This window comes from Paracoccus maritimus, assembly GCF_025195095.1.
Lineage (GTDB): Bacteria > Pseudomonadota > Alphaproteobacteria > Rhodobacterales > Rhodobacteraceae > Paracoccus > Paracoccus maritimus.
Map to the genome: position 1 here is coordinate 52,680 of NZ_JANAVZ010000001.1, position 16,938 is coordinate 69,617.

At 63.7% G+C, this 16,938-nt stretch carries 18 protein-coding genes; 6 read left to right on the forward strand and 12 right to left on the reverse strand.

Going from position 1 to position 16,938, the window contains the following annotated elements; genetic code table 11:
- The first annotated feature begins 35 nt into the window (after positions 1-35).
- Positions 36-377: a DUF2853 family protein gene (locus tag MU516_RS00250; protein ID WP_260275219.1), complete on the forward strand. Its 342-nt coding sequence runs from the start codon at positions 36-38 to the stop codon at positions 375-377.
- On the opposite strand, the gene MU516_RS00255 is transcribed toward MU516_RS00250, so the two are convergent.
- Positions 368-991: an enoyl-CoA hydratase/isomerase family protein gene (locus MU516_RS00255; RefSeq protein ID WP_260275220.1), complete on the reverse strand. Its 624-nt coding sequence runs from the start codon at positions 989-991 to the stop codon at positions 368-370. The two genes, MU516_RS00250 and MU516_RS00255, sit on opposite strands and share 10 nt — an antisense overlap.
- A 76-nt stretch (positions 992-1,067) precedes the next feature.
- Between MU516_RS00255 and MU516_RS00260 the strand changes: the two genes are divergently transcribed.
- From MU516_RS00260 to MU516_RS00275, 4 genes are all read left to right on the forward strand, one after another.
- On the forward strand, positions 1,068-2,684 hold the full coding sequence (locus MU516_RS00260) for a DUF2125 domain-containing protein (RefSeq protein ID WP_260275221.1): 1,617 nt from the start codon (positions 1,068-1,070) through the stop codon (positions 2,682-2,684).
- Between the two features lie 102 nt (positions 2,685-2,786).
- The gene (locus tag MU516_RS00265) at positions 2,787-4,160 is read left to right on the forward strand and encodes a TldD/PmbA family protein (protein ID WP_260275222.1); all 1,374 of its coding nucleotides are present in this window, start codon (positions 2,787-2,789) and stop codon (positions 4,158-4,160) included.
- Positions 4,147-4,929 (forward strand): inositol monophosphatase family protein, encoded by a 783-nt coding sequence (locus tag MU516_RS00270; RefSeq protein WP_260275224.1) that lies wholly within the window; start codon positions 4,147-4,149, stop codon positions 4,927-4,929. Before MU516_RS00265 ends, MU516_RS00270 begins: the two co-directional genes overlap by 14 nt.
- A 271-nt stretch (positions 4,930-5,200) precedes the next feature.
- Positions 5,201-5,668, forward strand: a complete 468-nt coding sequence (locus MU516_RS00275; protein ID WP_260275226.1) for a hypothetical protein — start codon at positions 5,201-5,203, stop codon at positions 5,666-5,668.
- A 97-nt stretch (positions 5,669-5,765) separates the two neighbouring features.
- Here MU516_RS00275 and MU516_RS00280 read toward each other — a convergent pair whose 3' ends face one another.
- From MU516_RS00280 to MU516_RS00310, 7 genes are read right to left on the reverse strand one after another with little or no spacing between them, the layout of a single operon-like run.
- Positions 5,766-6,404: a PqiC family protein gene (locus MU516_RS00280; protein WP_260275227.1), complete on the reverse strand. Its 639-nt coding sequence runs from the start codon at positions 6,402-6,404 to the stop codon at positions 5,766-5,768.
- A gap of 1 nt (position 6,405) precedes the next feature.
- Positions 6,406-8,763 carry a PqiB family protein gene (locus MU516_RS00285; RefSeq protein WP_260275228.1) on the reverse strand — a complete coding sequence of 786 codons (2,358 nt, stop codon included), beginning with the start codon at positions 8,761-8,763 and terminating at the stop codon, positions 6,406-6,408.
- Complete coding sequence (locus tag MU516_RS00290; protein WP_260275229.1) at positions 8,760-9,452, reverse strand: paraquat-inducible protein A; 693 nt, start codon at positions 9,450-9,452, stop codon at positions 8,760-8,762. The genes MU516_RS00285 and MU516_RS00290 overlap by 4 nt, the downstream gene beginning before the upstream one ends.
- Positions 9,449-10,186 (reverse strand): paraquat-inducible protein A, encoded by a 738-nt coding sequence (locus MU516_RS00295; RefSeq protein ID WP_311319082.1) that lies wholly within the window; start codon positions 10,184-10,186, stop codon positions 9,449-9,451. The genes MU516_RS00290 and MU516_RS00295 overlap by 4 nt, the downstream gene beginning before the upstream one ends.
- A 15-nt stretch (positions 10,187-10,201) precedes the next feature.
- Positions 10,202-11,995: a sensor histidine kinase gene (locus MU516_RS00300; protein ID WP_260275230.1), complete on the reverse strand. Its 1,794-nt coding sequence runs from the start codon at positions 11,993-11,995 to the stop codon at positions 10,202-10,204.
- 12 nt (positions 11,996-12,007) lie between these two features.
- Entirely contained in the window at positions 12,008-12,574 is a 567-nt protein-coding gene (locus tag MU516_RS00305) for an RNA polymerase sigma factor (RefSeq protein WP_260275231.1), read from the reverse strand.
- A 36-nt stretch (positions 12,575-12,610) separates the two neighbouring features.
- On the reverse strand, positions 12,611-12,757 hold the full coding sequence (locus tag MU516_RS00310; protein ID WP_209054996.1) for a NepR family anti-sigma factor: 147 nt from the start codon (positions 12,755-12,757) through the stop codon (positions 12,611-12,613).
- 97 nt (positions 12,758-12,854) lie between these two features.
- Between MU516_RS00310 and MU516_RS00315 the strand changes: the two genes are divergently transcribed.
- Complete coding sequence (locus tag MU516_RS00315) at positions 12,855-13,658, forward strand: response regulator (protein ID WP_311319083.1); 804 nt, start codon at positions 12,855-12,857, stop codon at positions 13,656-13,658.
- A gap of 7 nt (positions 13,659-13,665) precedes the next feature.
- Here MU516_RS00315 and MU516_RS00320 read toward each other — a convergent pair whose 3' ends face one another.
- The 4 genes from MU516_RS00320 to MU516_RS00335 form a co-directional block, all read right to left on the reverse strand.
- Positions 13,666-14,538, reverse strand: coding sequence for a YihY/virulence factor BrkB family protein (locus tag MU516_RS00320; RefSeq protein ID WP_260275232.1), 873 nt, complete (start codon positions 14,536-14,538; stop codon positions 13,666-13,668).
- A 66-nt stretch (positions 14,539-14,604) separates the two neighbouring features.
- Positions 14,605-15,312 (reverse strand): DNA polymerase III subunit epsilon, encoded by a 708-nt coding sequence (gene dnaQ / locus MU516_RS00325; RefSeq protein WP_260275233.1) that lies wholly within the window; start codon positions 15,310-15,312, stop codon positions 14,605-14,607.
- On the reverse strand, positions 15,305-15,889 hold the full coding sequence (coaE, locus tag MU516_RS00330; protein ID WP_260275234.1) for a dephospho-CoA kinase: 585 nt from the start codon (positions 15,887-15,889) through the stop codon (positions 15,305-15,307). Before coaE ends, dnaQ begins: the two co-directional genes overlap by 8 nt.
- Positions 15,886-16,740, reverse strand: coding sequence for a shikimate dehydrogenase (locus MU516_RS00335; RefSeq protein ID WP_260275235.1), 855 nt, complete (start codon positions 16,738-16,740; stop codon positions 15,886-15,888). The genes coaE and MU516_RS00335 overlap by 4 nt, the downstream gene beginning before the upstream one ends.
- Positions 16,741-16,938 lie beyond the last annotated feature (198 nt).

A 16,938-nucleotide genomic window follows, 5' to 3' on the forward strand; every position in this document is an offset into this window, starting at 1 on the left:
TCAGCCATTGAAAACGGGTCAGGGGGACATGGGACATGGGAAAGCGCGACGATCTGATCGCGAAATACGCGGCCGATATTCAGGACAAGCTGGGACAGGCGCCCGACATGGACCTGCTGACCAAGGTGACGATCGGTTGCGGGCCGTCGATCTATGACGACGACGCGTCGACCGTCGCATCCAGCGACGAGGCCGAGCTTGAGCGGATCAAATCCAGCTATCTGATGAAGAAGCTTGGCCTGCCTGACGGCCCAAACCTGATGGAAGGCATCAATGCGGTGATCGAGGCATATGGCCGGTCCAACCGGAACAAGTATCGCGCCGTGGTCTATTATCTTCTGTGCCGTCACTTCGGCAAGGAATCTGCCTATCTCTGACCTGCCATCGCCTTGATGGCGGTGACGTGATCGGGCGTGGCCGCCAGACAGTCGGCGGCCAGCGCCTCGGCTTGGCGCATCAGATCGGCCGGACGCACGATGCGGTCGATCAGGCCCCATGACAGTGCCTCGGGCGCCTCGATCCTTTCGCCGGCCATCAGGATCATCCGCGCGCGCGACGGCCCGACAAGCTGTGTCAGGCGGCGCGGGTCGCTGGGTTGCGGCAAGAATCCCAGCTTCATGACCGGATAGAAGAACTTCGCGTCAGGCACGGCGATCCGCAGGTCACAAGCCAACACCATGCCGAACGCCCCGCCCGCCAGCGTGCCGTTCAGCGCGGCGATGGTCAGACAGGGCATCGTCGCCATCCGCGCCGACAGCCTTTCCCATTCGGACGACTTCGCCAGCCCGGCTTTTGCCTCGTCCAGATCGGCCCCGGCCGAGAAGACCTTGCCGGTTCCGGTCAGGATCAACGCCCGGCTTTCGGGATCAGCGGCGGCGTCATCCAACGCGGCAGTCAGATCGCGCAGCATGGCCTCGGTCAGGGAATTGGCCTTGTCGGGCCGGTCGATCAACAACAGCGTCAGTCCGCCGCGCCGTTCGTTTCGGATCACGGAATGTTCCCTTTCCCTTGGCGCGCCGCTGTGTCAGACATTCGGCAGTTTACTGGCATTTCGAAAGGTATCCGGCATGTTTCGTTCGCTTGCAACCTCGGCCGTGGCGCTGATTGCCGCCGCATCGCCCGGCCTGACAGAGGTGACCCCGGCGCAGGTCTGGGATGACCTGGCCAGATCCTATACCGACATGGGCTATGAGGTGACGGTCGGCAGCCGCGACGAGGCAGGCGATACGCTGAGCCTGTCAGACGTCACCGTCTCCGTCGATGGTGAAACCAGCGATTTCAGCTTTGACATCCCGGGCATCGTTCTGCGTCAGACCGGCGACGCGAAGGTGCGGACGGTCATCGAGGGCGAGATCACCGGCGAAGCGGTCGCCGAAATGCCCGATCAGGACGACACCAACATCCAGTTCCTGATGACCATGCCCGGCAACGAGATGCTGTCGTCGGGCAGCGCCGATGACATGCTGCACGAGATGAGCTATCCCGAACTGACGCTTGCCGCACGTTTCGGCGCACAGCCGGAGGATGCCGGGGCGGCACAGGACATGCCGTTGCGGATCAGCCTTGCAGATGTCGCCGGAACCTATCGCAACACCAAGGCCGCAGACGGCACCGACACCACATACGACATGACGGCGGGCAAACTGGATCTGGCGATCGAGATGACAGATGTTGCCGCCGACGATCAGGACGGCGCGTCGACGGGCAGCCTCAGCGCCCGGAGCGTCGTTGACGGGCTGACAATGACGGGGCGCATGAAGACGCCGTCCGGCCAGATGGACATGACCGACAATCTGCATGTCGCGTTGAAGGACGGGCTTCGCATAGACGGCAACTTCGCGATGGGCCCGATGACCGGCAGCGCCGAATTCTCGGGCACCGATGCCGAGGGCGTGCAGAAATCGGGCGACGCAGCCTTCGGCTCGGACAGCAGCGAATTGTCGGTCGCCATGTCCCGCGATGCGCTGATCTATCGTGGCAGCGCCAAGGGCACCCGGGCCGAGATGAACATCGCGGATCTGCCGTTCCCGATCAGCTATGCCGTCGAAAGCGCCGCGGGCGGCCTGACCCTGCCGATCTCGAAGTCGGATGAATCCCAACCCTTCAAGTTCGACTATGCGCTGGCCGGTCTGACCCTTGCGGACGGAATCTGGAACCTGTTCGATCCGAACGGCCAACTGCCGCGCGATCCGGCCAGCCTGACCATCGATATCGAAGGCATGGCAAAGGTCAGCGAAGACCTTCTTGATCCCGCGATGGCACAGCGGATGGAAGAGGCGGCGGAGGCGCAGGCACAAGCGCAGCAGCAGGCTGAGGCTGAAGACGGCGCAGCAGCACCCGCGGACGTTCCGCCGATGCCCTCGCCGCTGCGGCCCGAGACCGTGCGGATCAACCAGTTCACACTGGATGCGGTGGGTGCGAAGGCCGATGTCACCGGCGATCTGACCATTCCCGAAGGCGCCGAACAACCGGTCGGCAAGGTCGAAGGCAGCTTTTCGGGCATCAACACCCTGCTGGACACGTTGGTGTCGATGGGTGTGGTCCCGCAGGAACAGGTGATGGGCGCGCGCATGATGATCGCGATGTTCGCCCGTCCGGCGGAAGGCGATCCGAACACCCTGAAGACCGAGCTGGACTTCCGCGAAGACGGCTCGATCTTTGCGAACGGCCAGCAAGTCAAGTGACCTGAAGCACGCAGGGGCAGGGGCCGGACGTCCGTCCGGCCCCTTTTCGTTTGCGCCGGGCGTGCTGGCGCGTGAAAAAGGGCCAAGCGACAAGAGGACGGGATGAGCAGCGAACAGACCTCTAGGGAACATTCGGCGCAGCTGCGGGATCTGGCCGAGGCGCTGGTCGCGGCTGCAAAACGTGCCGGCGCCGATCAGGCGGATGCGCTGACCATGCGCGGCCAGTCGGTCAGTATCGATGTGCGCGGCGGTGGGCTGGAACACGCCGACCGGGCCGAGGGCGTCGAGATCGGCCTGCGCGTGCTGATCGGGGGACGGCAGGCTTGTGTCTCTGCGTCGGATCACAGTCACGACAGTATCGCCGAAATGGCGGCACGCGCCGTGGCCATGGCGCGCGAGGCGCCCGTGGACGACTATCTTGGTCTGGCCGATCCCGGACAGCTGGCAAGCCAGCGCGACGCGGTCGCTTTGCAGATCTGCGACGACCGACCTGACCCCGCGCCCGACCAGCTGCAAGACGCGGCACTGCGGGCCGAAGCCGCCGCACTGCAGGCCGCAGGCATCAGCCAGGTCGAAAGCGCCAATGCCAGTTTCAGCCGCCGTCATCTTTGGCTGGCGGCCTCGAACGGGTTCTCGGGCGGCTACAGTCGCACCACGCATGCCATATCGACCGTTGCGATCACCGGCGAGGGGCTGGGGATGGAACGCGATTATGCCGCTGAATCTCGGGTCTGGGCAGACGACCTGCCGCAGCCCGAAGAGATCGGCCGCCTTGCCGCCGAACGGACATTGGCGCGTGCGGGATCGCGCAAACCGCCGACCGGGGCCTTTCCGATCCTGTATGACCGACGAGTGGCGGCGTCGCTGATCGGGCATCTGCTGTCGGCTGTGAATGGCGGTTCGGTCGCGCGTGGCGCAAGCTGGCTGCGCAAGGCAATGGGCGAACCGGTCCTGCCGGTGGGAATGGATCTGATCGAGGATCCGCTTCGGCCACGCTACCCCTCGTCGCGACCCTTCGACGCCGAAGGTCTGGCGACACGCCAACGCAGCATCGTGGCGGACGGTGTTCTTCAGGGCTGGACGCTGGATCTGGCAACCGGGCGCAAGCTGGGTATGGACAGCACCGCATCCGCCGCGCGGGGAATGGCCTCCGCGCCATCGCCAACCAACAGCAACGTGATCCTGACGTCCGCCGATGGCGGCGCGGACGACCTGATCGCCGAGATGGGCACCGGGCTGGTGGTGACGTCGATGCTGGGTGCCTCGATCAACGGAACCACGGGCGATTATTCACGTGGCGCGGCCGGGTTCTGGGTCCAGAATGGCAGGATCGCCTATCCGGTCAACGAATGCACCATCGCCGGAAACCTGCGCGACATGCTGATGACATTGCGGGCTGGCAACGATGCGTTGCCATGGCGAGGCGCCGAGGTGCCCAGCCTGCTGGTTGAAGGAATGACCGTTGCGGGGGCCTGACGACGATCTTTCATTGCTGGTCGATGCCGCACGCGCGGCAGGCGTCATCGCGCTGCGGTACTGGCGCCAGGATCCGCAAAGCTGGGAAAAACCCGACGACGCCGGTCCCGTGACCGAGGCCGACCTGGCTGTGAACGACGAACTGCAGCGGCACCTGACCGGCATGCGGCCCGATTACGGCTGGCTGTCCGAAGAAAGCGAGGCCGATCCCGCACGTCTGGACGCGCGACGCTGCTTTATCATCGACCCGATCGACGGAACCCGCGCCTTCATCGCAGGGCAAGAGGGGTTTTCACATTCGCTGGCGGTGGCGGAAGGCGATCGGATCGTCGCGGCGGTCGTCTATCTGCCGGTCAGCGGCCGCTGCTATACGGCGGCAGCGGACGGACCGGCACAGCTGAATGGCCAACCGATCACCCCGAGCGATGCCGGAATCGATGGGGCCAGTGTGCTGACCTATCGTGCCGCATCCGATGCGGTGCACTGGCGCGGCGGCATGGTACCGGGTTTCACCCGCGAGTTCCGCCCGTCGCTGGCCTGGCGACTTTGCCTTGCCGCGGAAGGCAGGTTCGATGCCGCCCTGTCGCTGCGCGCGGCCTGGGAATGGGATATCGCCGCGGGCAGCCTGATCGCCGAACGGGCAGGCGCCGCGGTCACGGATCGGCGCGGACACCGGATGCGATTCAACAGTCCGCGCGCGATGGTCGACGGGCTGATCGTCGCGGGACCACGGCTGCACGGCGAATTGCTGGACGCGCTGCAGTCCTGATCGCTGCGGCGCATCGTTCGATCCACACAGCTTTCAGGCAATCACGGAATATCGCCTCTGGAACGGTTCAAGCCGCTCTGATGCGCTTTTTTTGGTTGGGATCCGCAAGAATCGCGAAATTTACGTCGTATTTCGGTCATTTTCACGCCCGTGGCGCCTGATCTTTCACACCGCATTCACGACTGCCATGGCAAACAGGCCCAACAGCAACGCGAGGAAGCAAAAGGGGACAACCCGACCCGCAAGCCAATAGAGAGAGAGTTCCCAGACCATGTCCGCGCAGCAAAAGCAGAATGTGAACAACGTGATCGCCGCACTTCAGCTTCTGGGCGCGGCGCCGGGGGGTGCAGAGAATGAACCGGCCCGCCGCGCGCTGGAAAGCCTTGGGGCGGCGATGCCGGGGCGGTCCGATCCGGAGGCTCCTCTACCCGGATCGGACCGCCCTACATGGGCCGCATTCAGACGGCTTGAGCGCGAAAACCAACTGCTGATCGACCACGCCGAGATGCTGGCCTGCGCGCTGGGGGCGTGTCCGAATTGCTGGGGCACGATCCTTGACTGCGAGGATTGCGGAGGTGTTGGCAGGCCCGGCGCGTTCCGGCCGGATCGCAGTTGCTTCGACCGTTTCGTCCTGCCCGTCATCGCCCAGGTCATGGGCGGCGACGGGGCGGAACAGGACACACAGATCCCGATCGCGCGGTTGTGCGACCGGGACCACCCGCAGGGCACGTCAGTTTAACGAGTTTCTCCCTGCTCAGTCCCGCCCGCGGGTGGATTGGCGGATGGCCCCCAAAGGCCATCCGCCAAACTTTTTCAGGCCAAACTGGCGTCAGGCGCTAGAACAGCGGATCAAGCGCGAAAGGGTCGTTGGTGGCAGCGCGTGTCGCAATCGTCCGCCCGGGCCCCGACAATGTCGCGATCTGGACTGCCAGCTGCGAGATGGCCTGTGACAGCGCCGCAGCGATTGCGGCAGGCTGATCGCTGCTGGTCATCGGCACCGAAATGTCAAAGCTTCGCGCGTGATTGGCGCCACCGCTGCCACTGTCCGAGACGAAATATCGCCCACTGAGCCGATAGGTGTCGTTCGCCTGCGCCAGGGCCTTTTCGACCCGCACCTCCAGCACGCGCTGCGGCGGCTCGGCCAGTGGCCATGGTTCGCCGATCACCGTCGCGCCGGACTGGTCCGAGATCGCACGGGCCAGCGCCAGCGTGAAGGCACGCTGCGGATTGTCGGCCCACAGATTGTCGGGGGTCGAGCGCACGGCGCCATCGGCGGTCTGCCACATCACTTCCTGATCCGAGGCGTATTCCGGCAAGGACACGTCCTTCAGCTCGGCCGTGCCAAGCCGGTTGGGCACCTGTGGCCCGGACACCGGCGGGTCGATCAGGTACCGGCCGGTCTTTTCGGGATTCGAACAACCGGCCAGGGCCATGGCGGCCAGCAAAGTCGCGGCGGAAATGGATTTGATCATCATCTTAGCGTCCCAGAATAAAGGCGCGAGGGTTGCGTTCGATCATCCGCGCCAACGAGCCAAAGCTGGCCGTCGCGCGGCGCAGTTCGCGCAGCATGCCAATCGCCTCGCTATTGAAGGCGGACCGGTCGCCATAAGCCGCCAGAACCGCATCGGCGCGTGCCGCCGTGGTCTGCAGGCGCTGGATCAGCTGCGGAAGCTGCTGCACCGATTTCGCCACCTCGTCCGCGGCGACGCTGGCCGAATCCAGTGCATTGTTCAGGCTTCCGGCGGCATTCCCGTCACGAAGATCGTTCAGCAGACCCGATGCCGCCTGCAGCGTGTCGGACAGATTGCGGGGCAGGCGTTCGGCGTCCTCGCTGCCCAGCATGGCGCGAAGATCAGCAAGGATGCCTTCGGCCTGCGCGCTGATCTGGGCGAAATCGACCTCGTTCACCTTGGCGGCCGCGGCGTCGATCTGATCCACCATGTCGGGCACATCGACCGCAGCTTCCTGCACCGACTGGAAAGCCGAGGTCGCTTCGTCGATCATCCGGCCCAGATTTTCGCCCGCACCGGACCGCTGAATATCGCCCGCCAGCGTATCCACCTGCGCCGCCGCGCTGTCCAGCGTGGCGACAAGGGTGCCGATCTTTTCGGGCAGGGCCTCGGCCTCGGGAGTGCCGATCACGTCGCGAACGTCCTGCAACGTCGCGTCAAGCTGCGCCCCGATCGAGGCGAAATCGACATCCTGAACCGACGCCGATGCCGTCTGCAGGGATTCCAGAATGGCCGGCAGACGGTCGGCAGCCTCGTTCAGCTTGGCCGCGACTTCGCTGGCCGATGCCAGCGCGGTCCCGGCATTGTCAGCCGCGCCGCTGTCGCGGAAATCCTGAACCATGGTGCGAATGTCGGTCAGCGTCGTTTGCGCCTCGTCGATGGTGTTGCGCAGGCTTTCGGGGATCGCCCGCGTTTCCTGCGAACTGGCCAGCTCGGTGACGCTGTTCATCATGTCGGTGGCCGATCTCAGCACTTCCTCGATCGGAAGATCGCCGATCCGGGTCAGGAATCCCTGTGCCGTCTGGGTAAAGTCCGAGATGTCGCCTTCAACCGAGGGCACGATGGGATAGGGCTGGCCGTCCATGTCGATCTGCGCCTCAGGCGCGTCGGGGATGTTGATCAGTTCGACGATCAGCGAGCCGCCGAAGAAGCCGGCACTTGCCACGCGCGCGCGAAGACCCGCCTGCACCGCACCGCGCAGAAACTCCAACGCGTCTTCGGGGGTGGCATCCTCCGCCAGACCAAGCCTGCTGGGAGAGATCGCGATCGACACCTGTTGCAGCACCTGTGGATCGACGCCGTCCTGCCCTTCTTCGACGCGCACCGCGAGATCCGTCACCTTGCCGACGCTCAGCCCCTGAAACTGCACATCGGCGTCCTTTTCCAGCCCGCTGACGGTGCTTTCGACCAGAACGCTCAGCTTTAGCTGGCCTTCCCTGTCGGCCACGAACAGGTTGTCGCGGGCGGACTCTTCGTCGGGTTGCAGGCTGAACACATGGCCGTTCTCGACCTGCTGGCCACCGCTGACCAGCGTATCGAAGGCGATGCCCCCTTGCACCAGAGACGAAAGCGAATTGACGTTGAATGAAATGCCATTCGCACCAAGCGAAAGCGAAAAGCCCGAAGTGTCCCAGAAGACAGTCGATGTGGTCAGCCGCTCGTCATGCGGTGACTGGATGAACGCGTCTGCAACAACGCTGTCATCATCGGACGACAGGCGCAGGTTTTCCATGCGACCGACCTGTACGCCTCGATAAAGGACCGGCGCACCCTCGCTAAGACCATCTGCACTGTCCATCGACAGCGTGATCCAGGTTCCCTCCGCGTCCTCGCGGATCAGGGGCGGGCGTTCCAGACCGACGAAATGCGTTTGCCGCGGATCGGTCTTCGCATCCCAGTAGCCTTCGATGAACGAACCGGTCAGCACCGTATCCAGGCGCGTGACCCCCTGTGCCGTGACCTGCGGGCGCACGATCCAGAACTGCGCATCCGCGTCGATATAGTCGGCGATGTCATTATCGACGCGGATTTCGACCACGACCTTGGTCAGGTCCGGGGTGAAATGCACGGCCTCGACCTGCCCTACGGTAATCTCGCGAAAACGCAGCGTCGTCTCGCCGGGTGTGATCCCCGTGGCGTCGGCGAATTCCACCTCGATGATCTGACCGCGATCCGAATAGGCGTTCCAGGCCACGCCAAGTGTCACGATCAGCGCGATGATCGGCACCAGCCACACGACATTGACGCCGGCCTGGGCAGCGCGCACGGCGGTTTTGCGGACGGGGCTTGCCGGCTTCAGCGGCGGCGGTGGCGTATCGCTCATTCTGTCTTGTCGTTCCTGCCGTCGTCTTCGTCGTTAGAACGGCGGCGCAGCGGCAAGCCGCGCCAGATCAGCCGTGGGTCAAAGCTTTGCGCGGAAAGCATCGTGAAGGCAACCGACAGCGCAAAGGAAGCTGCCGCCGGTCCGGGATGGATGGATGCGACGAAACCCAGCTGAACCAGCGCGGACAGGATCGCAACCACGAACACGTCGATCATCGACCAGCGGCCGATGAACTCGACGACCTCGAACATCTTCAGCCTTGTATGCGCCTGGTCCACCGTGGCTGGCCTTCCGGCGACCAGCGCCAGCCAAGAGATCGCGATGAATTTCGCGATCGGCACGACGATCGAAGCAAAGAAGACAATCGCGGCAATGTCATAGCTGCCGTGATCGATCAGCTGCATCACGCCTTCAAAAATCGTCGCCTCGGAACTGCCCTGTAGCCCCGCGAAGGTCTGCGTGCTCATCATCGGCAGCAGGTTGGCGGGGAAATACATGACAACGCCGGCGATCAGCCACGCCCATACCGCCTGCAGGCAGCGGCGGTCCGGCGGGGAAAGGCGGGCGCCACAGCGGGCACAGGTGGTCGTCTCCTCGGGCCAGACCCTGCCACAGCTGCGGCACCCGACCAGCCCGGCGCGATGTGCCGTCATGACGGGGCCGTCATGGATCTGCGCGCCGCCGCTCATGTTCCGGCCTCGGGCGCTTCGACCAGTTCGCGGCCATCGGTCTTCAGCCCGCCATCCTCGATCGCGTCCCAGATCGTCGTCTGGCACATGAAGCCGCGCGAGGCGGCGTTGACGATGATCAGCGCGCAGAATGCCCAGAAGGCCGGACCCAGATGCACGGTCGCAAGCCCGGCGACCTTGACCAGCGCGACCGAGGTGCCGATCACGAAGATCTCGGCCATCGACCAGGGTCGCAGCACCTCGGACCAGCGGAATGCGGTGGCGGCGTGGCGATGCGGCGGCCGCCCCTGCGCCAGCGGCACCAACGTGTATAGCAGCAGGAACGCGCGCAGGACCGGCAGCCCGACGATCATGACCAACACCGCAACGACAAGCGGCAGCAAGATGCCATCAGCGAAGGCCAGGGCGACGCCGAACAGCGATGTGGCGTTGCCGAATCCCATGCGCGAAATTTCCAGAAACGGAAAGAACACCGCGCCCATCAGCAACACCATCGAGGTGAAGGAGAGGGCGATCAGCTGACCGAACGCGCCGCTGCGCGGTTTCGCAAGCACCGTTCCGCAGCGAACGCAGCGCGCAGTCTCGCCGCTGGTCAATTCCTCATCGACATGCAGCGCATCGCAACGCGGACAGGCCAGAAGGCCTTCGCCTGTGCTCAGATCAAGGGTGGCGTGCAGAGTCATGGCGTCAAGATAGGCCGCAAGCTGTGGGGTGCAAGCGTTGTCGCGCAGCAATGGGGCGAATACCGCCTAGTGCCGGGCGCCATCGCGCGCCGCCGATGTCAGCACCACCTTGCGGTCATCGGTTCCGGGCAGGCGCGTCGCGGCTTCGATCGCGAAGGTCAGTTCAAGGACATAGCTTCCATCCTCGAACGCAGTCCGGGCCGCGCCCTCGAGTTGGGTCGAGAACGCCTCGATCAACTGGCTGCCCAAACCCGTGCCCTCATCTTCCGCTTCGCGGTCGCCGGTAGAGTTGACGATCCGCAACACACCGGTTCCGGATTCGGGCGAGGTCAGATGAACCCGCACCCACGGACCATCTTCACCTGCCGGAATTCCCGCGTATTTCAAGGCGTTGGTGAACGCCTCGGTCGCCAACAGGGACAGCGGCACCGCCTGGTCGGGCAGCAATGTCATCGGTTGCAGCTTCGTCTCGACCCGCAGATTGCTGCCCGGCCCGACCGACGCGTTGACCATCTGATTGATGATGTCGCCGATCAGCCGATCAGCCTCGACAGCGTCAAGATGTTCGGCCTGATACAGGTTTCGGTAGATCGTCGCCAGCGCCGCCACCCGATCCTGAACCGACCGCAGCACCCGTTTGGCGTCGTCATCCGAGATCACGCGGCTTTGCATGTTGATGATCGAGGCGATCAGCTGAAGGTTGTTCTTCACACGATGGTGAACTTCTTTCAGCAGCACGGTCTTTTCCGTGACCGCATCCTCCATCGCCTCTTCGTCGCGGATCAGGATCCGCGCCATGTTGTGGAAGGTCTGGCTGACATCGTGGATTTCGGTGGGCGCGTCGGTCAGGATCGGCGGCGGCTCGTCACGGTTGCCGATCGCGAACCGACGCATCTGTCCCCGCAGAACGGTGATATGTCGCAGGACCAGCCGGAAGACAGCGAAATACGCCACCGCGAGAGAGACCAGCCACAGAGCGGCCGGAAACAGGAACGCACCGAACCGCGTCAGTTGGAACAGTCCCACGCCGGCCAGTTTCGGGCTCCAGCTTCCCAGCGCATAGACCAGCCCCGGCACCACGGGCACGACAGTGAACACGCGCATCTCGCCCGTGTTCGCACGGGCGCGGAAGGTGGTATCGTTGCGCGACAGCAGGCTGAGCAGCGACACACCGGCCGGAAGAATGTCGTCGGCCGAACCCTCTTCGGCGCTGTCCGAGGTCAGAATATCGCCGCGGTGATTGAAGGTCAGGATCCGCGCGCCCTCGGTCCCGAAATTGATCGAGTGCGTGGATCGCAAAAATTCGTGGGTCAGCGAGATCCCGATATATCCCTGCAATTCGCGGTCGCGATACAGGGGATGCATCACCAGCACCACCGATTGCCCGCTGACCACGCCCCGTTCAAGCGATGTGACCAGCGTCCCGGGTTCGTCCATGAACTCCTGAAAGGCGGGCGATAGACGCATATCGGCAACCGCGCCGACATCGGGGTTGGAATTACAGGTGCTGAGACCGCTCAGCGGCACGAATCCCGCATAAATATAGGTGGCGCTGCGCTGGATGAAATTGCGCATCAGGTCGCTGCAATCTGCGGTCCGGTCCAGGGCGTCCAGAACCGCCGGCCCCAACGCATCGGCCGATCCAAGCGCACTGATCAGCAGTGCCCTTTCCCCGGCGGCAGCAGAGGCGGTGCGGCCAAGCAGGGCAATTTCCGCGCTGCGCTGCACCTCGCGGGACATGTGCAGGTTCTGCGCCAGCGAGATCAGGCCAAGTGGAAGGATCGCGACGGAAAGAAGGGCGCCCAGACGAAAGCCCAGACGCCGCGTAAAATCCAGCCTGTCGCGCAATCGCCTTAGCATATCGGGTTCCGTCTAACGGGAAACGGACTGATTTGACGCCATCACGGCCATTGTCGCCTGATCGGTCAGGTCCAGATCGTCAGCGCCGCTTAGCTGCAGCAGCTCTGCCAACTTGCGGCGACCGCGGTTGGCGCGCGATTTGACCGTGCCGACCGCAACCCCGGTCATGTCTGCCGCTTCTTCGTAGGAAAAGCCCGATGCGCCAACCAGAATCAGTGCTTCGCGCTGTTCGTCGGGCAGTTGCTGGAACGCGGTACGAAAATCGCGCAGGGCCAGCTTGCCATCGTGATCCGGCTTCGTGGCCTGCCGCGCTGCATGAATGCCGTCCGTGTCACTGACCTCTCGCTTGGTCTTGCGTCGCGCCGAATAGAATGTGTTCCGCAGAATCGTGAACAACCAAGCGCGCAGATTCGTGCCCGGCTGGAACTTGTCCATATTGGTCCAGGCCTTGACGATGGTGTCCTGCACCAGATCGTCAGCGGACGCGCCCTCGCGCGTCAGGGACAAGGCGAAAGCCCGAAGCGCGGGCAGATGATCCACAAGCTGGTCGCGCGGCTCGGTCGAGTCGGATTTTTTCATGAGTGTATCGTAGCGCCTTCCCGCAAGGGTTTGGTGTCAGTCCTGCTCGCGCAGCTGCTTCAGCAGGTCGAGAAAGCGATCCGGAATCTGCTCGGTCACGTCCTGCTCATACACTTTACGCAGATTCTCGTCGATCTGCTTTTCGACCGCCTCGCGCCGGCCGTCTTCTCTCTTTGTCGTCATGTTTTTGTTAATCCCGGAAATCTTGTGCGCACGGGATGCAACCATTAGTGCTTTGTGAAAGTTCCGCAACGCATGCGAAATTCTGAGGATATCGAAAATGGCTTCTGCCGATCTGGCCCAATCCATCGGGCGCGAGCTTCCCTACCTGCGCCGTTACGCCCGCGCACTGACCGGAAGCCAAAGCGCCGGTGACAATTATGCCGCCGCGACACTAGAGGCGATCCTGTCGGATCGTTCGGTTCTTGACGGTGACGACGACACCAGGCTGGGCCTGTTCCGCGCCTTCCACGCGATCTGGCAAAGCTCTGGGCAGCCGGTGGCCGAAACCGACCAGACGACGCGCGAACAGCGCGCCCAGGATCATCTGCGTAGCCTGACGCCAAATTCGCGCGAAGCACTGTTGCTGCGCACGATCGAGGAACTGCGCTATGACCAGATTGCCCGCATCATGCAGGTGGATCAGGCCGAGGCCGAGGAATTGGTGCAGATCGCCCTGAACGAGATGAGCAGCGCGCTGCGCGGCAAGGTCATGGTGATCGAAGACGAGATGATCATCGCCATGGACCTGAAAGGCATCGTTCAGGCGATGGGCCACAGCGTCACGGGCGTTGCGCGCACCCACCGTCAGGCAATCGATCTGGCTGGGAAGGACCGGCCGGACCTGATCCTTGCAGACATCCAGCTGGCCGATGGGTCTTCGGGCATCGACGCGGTGAACGAGCTGCTGGCCGATATGGGCGATATTCCGGTGATCTTCATCACCGCGTTCCCCGAGCGTCTGCTGACCGGTGACCGCCCCGAGCCGGCCTTCCTGATCTCGAAGCCCTACAGCGAAGAGCAGGTGCGGTCTGCCGTCAGCCAGGCGATGTTCTTTGCCTCAACCGAAGGGATGGAGGCGTAATTCGCCTTCAGCCCTCGGGCACCGTCTCTCGCACGGCCCGTGCGGCGCGGACACGTCTGCGCCGCGCCAGTTCCACATTGATCAGCGCGCCCAGCATCACCGAAAAACCGGCAAGATAGAACCACATCAGCAGGGCCACGACCGTGCCGATGGATCCGTAGATGCGGTTGTAGCTGTTGAAACTGGAAAGATAGGCCGAGAAGGCGACCGATGCCGCGGCCCACAGGATCGCCGCGAACAGCGCGCCCCAGGTAAAGACCGGCGTGCGCGGCGTCTTCACGTTCGGGCCGTACCGGTAAAGGATCCCGATCCCGATGATCACCAGGGCGAACATCGCCGCCCATGGCAGGCCAGCCACCAACCAGGCCCGCGCCGGACCAAGGACCAGAAAATTCAGCACCACCGGCACGATCACGATGGTCGCAAGACCCGCCAGCGACACACCGACGATCGCCAAGGTCAGACCATAGGCCAGGATAAATCCGAAAATCGTCGAATGTGCGCGCACCCCGTAGGCGGCGTTCAGGCCACGCACCAGCGCATCGACCCCCGCCCGCGCGGCGATGGTCGCCACCATGAACGAAATAAAGGATGCCCATCCGATGCTGGTCCGGCCGCCCGCCGTCAGCGATCTGATCTGGGAATCGATCAGTGCGGCCGCACCGTCGGGCAAGAACTCGTGCGCCACATCGACATAAGCCATGATCACGTTCGGATCGAACCACAGGCTCCACAGCGCGATGATCGCAGCAAGTCCCGGGAAGACCGCGAACATGGCATAGAAAGCCACCCCCGCAGCGATCAGGCCCATATGGATCTTGTCCATCCGCTCGAAGATGGACGACCAGAAGTCCCAGAATTCGCGGAAAAACTGCAGCATGCCCAACCGTTCGCCTTTTTCAGGCAGCATGTGCCGTGCCGGAACGCGGCGCAAGTCCCGTATCGCCTAGGTTGAATATCTGGCCCAGACCGCGTGTTCCCCCAGCTTCGCCATGAATTCGACATGTGCCTCGGCTTCGGCCTGGGTCAGCCGCGACGGCAGGGGCGCGGGACGCGCAGCGCGGCGTGACCCCGCGGTGCGACCATCGCCCTCGCCAGATCCCACTGATCGGCCCGGCGCGTCCAGCACCAGATCCGGCTGTCGTCCGCCAATCAGTTCAAGATAGACCTCGGCAAGAAGCTCGGAGTCGAGAAGAGCGCCGTGAAGTTCCCGGCCCGAATTATCGACACCAAAGCGCCGGCACAAAGCGTCCAGAGACGACGGCGAGCCGGGAAATTTCTCGCGCGCCAGGGCCAGCGTATCCAGGGCTCGGCTGAACGGCAGGGTCGGGAACCCCGCACGCCGCAGTTCGGCGTTCAGGAATTTCATGTCGAAGCTGGCATTGTGGATCACCAGCTTCGCATCGTCGGCGACGAAATCCATGAAGCCTTGAGCGATCTCGGCGAATTTCGGTTTGTCGCGCAGAAAATCGTCGCCCAAGCCATGCACCTCGAACGCGCCTTGCGGCATCGATCGTTCGGGATTGATATAAACATGATAGGTCCGCCCGGTCGGCAGATGATTGATCAGTTCAAGCGCGCCGATCTCGACGATACGGTCGTCCTTGTCGGCATCGAAACCGGTCGTCTCTGTATCCAGGACAATCTCACGCATGCATGATCTCCTTGCAGATCGCGGCCACCGACTTGCGCGCATTTTCAAGCGTGTCGGTCGGTATCACCCAGTCAGCGCGGGCGCGTTTGTCCTTGTCGGGCAGTTGCCGCGCCAAGATCATCCTGAATGTCGCCTCATCCATGTCCCGTCGCGCAAGAACACGGTCGCGCTGGATCTTGGCATCGGTCGAGACGACGGCCACGCCATCCAGCCCCGCGGTTCCGCCCTGTTCAAACAGAAGTGGGATGTCCAGGACGACGATGGGGTGGCGTTCATGGTTTCGCACGAATTCGGATCGATCGGCGGCGACAAGCGGATGCACGATCCGTTCCAACCGGTCCAGCGCATCAGGGTCGGCTGACAGCGCAGATTTCAGCGCCTGACGGTCGATGCCCCCATGGCGCAGCGCTGTCGGAAACGCCGCGGCGACGCGCTCGACCGCGGCGCCGCCCGGCGCATACAAGCGGTGCACGGCAGCATCGGCGTCCCAGACCGGATGGCCGAGGTCGCGAAACATCTGCGCCGTTGTCGATTTTCCCATACCGATGCTGCCCGTCAGCCCCAGGATATAGGTCATTCCAGCACGACCCTGCGGGTTTCGGCGTCGACCTCGGGCCGCCTGCCGAACCATCGTTCAAAACCCGGCGCGGCCTGATGCAGCAACATTCCCAGCCCATCGACGACATGGCAGCCGCGGGACGCGGCCTCGGTCAGAAACGGTGTCATCAGCGGCGTATAGACCAGATCGGTCACCAGCGCATCCGATGACAGCGCGTCCAGCGGCACGCGCAACGGTTGCTTGCCGGTCATCCCAAGCGAGGTCGCGTTCACCACGGTTGCCGCATCCTCCAGCATGTTGCCAGCCTGGGCCCAATCATAGACCACAAGCCGAGCCCCGAATTCGGACTTGATCTGTTCAGATCGCAGCCGGGTCCGGTTGGTGATCCGCAACTCCTTCACGCCGCTGTCCAGCAGTGCGGCCACGACCGCGCGGGCGGCCCCGCCTGCACCTATCACGGCGGCGGGTCCGGCATCGGGCTGCCAGTTCGGCGCGTGTTGCCGCAGGTTCGCGATGAACCCGTATCCGTCCGTATTGTCAGCGTGAATCTTGCCGTCAGGACGAAAAATCAGCGTATTGGCAGCCCCGATCAGCGCCGCGCGATCGGTCACCGCATCAGCCAGCGCCAAGACGGCCTCTTTATGGGGGATCGTCACGTTCACCCCGACAAAGCCCGCCCGAGGCAGGATCCGCAGAACCTCGGCAAGATGTTCCGGCATGACAGGCAGCGGCACGTAATGACCGTTGATGCCATACCGCCGCAACCAGTGGCCGTGCAGCTGCGGAGAACGAGAATGCGCGATCGGCATGCCGATGACGCCGGCAAGCGGCGCGTGTGGGATCGGGGACTGTGAACTGTTTTCGGTCATCGACGATGTCATTTCTGGCCTGTCAGGAAGCACAGAGTAGGCCGGGACCGGGGCAGAAAAAAGCCCCGGCCGTGCGGTCCCGGAACGCTGCCACCGGGTCCTGTGGATGAATGCCGGGAAAACCCGGTGTGAAAGCTGTGCCCGATGTGTCGCCATTCGCCAAGGCCCTCACTTCCACTTTGAACGAAAGCGGAACGC